The organism is Actinoplanes sp. NPDC051633, assembly GCF_040681735.1.
GTDB lineage: Bacteria > Actinomycetota > Actinomycetes > Mycobacteriales > Micromonosporaceae > Actinoplanes.
Genome location: NZ_JBFAZH010001057.1, coordinates 1 through 2,678, shown reverse-complemented (window position 1 = coordinate 2,678; position 2,678 = coordinate 1). Strand labels below are relative to the sequence as shown.

At 68.7% G+C, this 2,678-nt stretch carries 2 protein-coding genes and 1 pseudogene; 1 reads left to right on the top strand and 2 read right to left on the bottom strand.

Going from position 1 to position 2,678, the window contains the following annotated elements; genetic code table 11:
• A partial coding sequence (locus AB0M20_RS36845; RefSeq protein WP_364305341.1) for an ABC transporter permease occupies positions 1-1,025 on the bottom strand: 1,025 nt, incomplete at its 3' end.
• A complete protein-coding gene (locus tag AB0M20_RS36840; RefSeq protein ID WP_364305339.1) occupies positions 1,022-2,149 on the bottom strand; it encodes a sugar ABC transporter substrate-binding protein in 1,128 nt (375 codons plus the stop codon). The genes AB0M20_RS36845 and AB0M20_RS36840, both read right to left, overlap by 4 nt.
• Before the next feature lie 295 nt (positions 2,150-2,444).
• Between AB0M20_RS36840 and AB0M20_RS36835 the strand changes: the two are divergent.
• A pseudogene (locus AB0M20_RS36835) lies at positions 2,445-2,678 on the top strand (hypothetical protein); the annotation flags it as partial.

Genomic DNA, 2,678 nt, shown 5'->3' with positions numbered 1-2,678 from the left:
AGCCGGGACAGGTACTGATTGGCGATCATCGACGCGAGGATGGCGATGCCCTGGATGAGGAAGAACGGGTTGGCGCTCACCCCGATGAGGTTGAACCCGTTCTGCAGCATCGCCAGCACGGACATGCCGAGCAGTGCCCCGACCACGGTGCCCGAGCCGCCCGCGAGTGCGGTGCCGCCGATCACCGCGGCCGCGATCGCGGTGAACGTGATGCGGGTGCCCCCGCCGATGTTGGGGTCGATCGAGTTGATGCGGAACGCTTCCATCAGGCCGGCCACCGCGCCGAGCACGCTGACGAGCACGAAGTTGCCGACCTTCACGCGGTTGACGCGGATGCCGGCCTCGGTGGCGCCGTGCAGATTGCCGCCCACCGAGATGGTGTGCAAGCCCCAGCGGGTCCGGGTCAGCACGACATGGAAGAACGCCACGACGAGCAGGCACCAGCCGAGCGTCGCCCAGTCACCGGCGCCGAACCACGTCTGGATGGTGCCCTTCGCCGGCTCGGGGATCGGCACGGGGTAGGCCCGCGAGGTGGTCAGCAGGATGCCGTACAGCAGGTAGAACATGCCCAGCGTGGTGACGAACGAGGGCACCCGGAGCCGGGTCGTGATCAGCCCGTTGACGAGGCCCACGACGGCCGCGATCGTGAGCGCCGCAAGGATCGCCGGGATGGCCGGAATGCCGTACAGGTCGATCGCGTAGTGCATGAGGTACGGCGCGAGCGCCGCCACCATGCCCACCGAGACGTCGATCTCGCCGCTGACGAGCAGGAACACGATGCCCACGGCCACGATCGCGGTCGGCGCGGTGGCCTGGGCGATGTTGCGCAGGTTGTCCGTCGTCAGGAACAGCGGCGTCGAGGCCTGGAAGTACACGACGAGCCCGATCGCGACGATCAGAACACTGGCCTCCCGCCGCCGCAGGAAGGCGTCCCAGCCGCGACGCGGCCACCCGGCCGCGGGTGCCGGAGCCGCCCGCTCGGCGGTTGGAGTGCTCGTGTCGATGCCCATGGCCCGGCCCGTCACGGATGAGCGATCGGGCCGGTGCGCTCGACGAGCTTCACCGCCGTGTCCGAGCCTTCGTACCGCGTCTTGCTGTTCTGGTAGGGGTCGACGTTGTCCTTCGTGACGAACAGCAGGCCGGTGTTGGTCTGCGTCGGGAACAGCAGCCCGCCGGTCAGTTTGAAGAGGTACAGGGCGAGCACCGGCAGGAAGCCCTGCAGGTACGGCTGCTGGTCGATCGTGTAGTCGAGATTGCCGCCCTTGATCGCGGCGAGCGTCTCCGGCACGAGGTCGAAGCCGCCGGCCACCTTGAGACCCTTGTCGCGCAGCTTGTACTTGGCCACGGTCTGCCCCACGCTCTGCGTGGAGCCGGCGTCGACGGCGAGCAGCCCGGTCAGGTTCGGATGGCCCTGCACGTAGGCGTCGATGATGGACAGTCCCTGGGTGATGTCGGCGTTGGTGGCGACCGGCGTGAACGTGACCGGCTTGCCGGAGTCCTTGAACGCCTGCTGTGCGCCGTCGATGCGGGGCTGGATGTTGAGCTGGCCGGGCGTCGCGATGAACCCGGCGACGTCGCCGGAGTCCAGCTGCGTCAGCGCCCGCCGGCCGAGCTCGTAGCCGGACTCGTACAGGCCCTGCCCGATGTACGCCAGCCGGTTGGTGCCGGGGTCGTCGCGTGCGCCGTCGGCATTGAACGACACGACCGGGATGCCGGCGTCGAGCGCCTGATCCACCGGTGCGCGGAACGCGTCCTTGTCGACGACGGCCAGCGCGATGCCGTCGGTCTTGGCGGACACGGCCGTGTTGGTGGCGTCGACCATCTCGGCCACCACCGAGTTGACCGAGCCGGTCCACTGGTACTGGACGCCGAGCAGCTTGCACGCGTCCTCCGCGCCGTACTGGGTGGGCGTGAAGAACGGGTTCGTGGTCACGTGGCAGATGAAGCCGAACTTCCATGACGGGGTCTTGGGGAAGTTGCCGATGGCGTCGACGGCGGCGGCCTGCTCGCTGCAGCTGGCGACGGTGAGAGCGGATGCGGCGAGCGCGGCGCTGAACAGGCCGGTGCCGCGAAGCAGCCGGCGACGGGTGAGGGCGTTCAGTGGGACGGTCTCCAGGGCGTGTTCGACCGCGGGGTGCACGTTGCTCATCGGATGTCCTTCGCAACTGGCGGCCGCCCGTGATGGGACGGCGGCACGGCGGGGCTACGGGATGAAAGTCAGGGCGCACTGAGGAGCCGCTCAAGAGAGCCCTCGAGTCGGCCGGTGCAATCAGTGGTGCGCGGTCGTCCGCCGCTGTTCGGGCCAGGCTAGGACCGGCCCGGCGACCGGTCAACGGCGTCACCATGCACAGTCTGAAAACGAATGGCTGCATTCGTATGCAGTACCGGAGTACCGTGCCCGTAACCCGGAGCCGAAGGTGGTCGTCCGCAGTCAGGTCATCCGGGTGTCCCTCGACGAAGAGAGGCATGAAATGCGGACCCGATCCCTTGGGCCGGTCCTGGTTGCCGTCGTCACCCTGACGCTCGCCGGCGCCTGCGAATCCGCCGACGAGCCGACTGTCGCCGAGTCCGTCGCGCCCGCCACGACGTCCTGCGCCACCGCCGGCGACATCACCATGTGGGAGCGTTCGGGCGGCAACAAGCAGATGGTCGATCTGCTCGTCGCGGCCTGGAACACG

What these genes read in the sequence shown, in the direction of transcription:
- AB0M20_RS36840 (WP_364305339.1), bottom strand. Translation starts at nt 2,149, where the DNA reads ATGAGCAACGTGCACCCCGCGGTCGAACACGCCCTGGAGACCGTCCCA.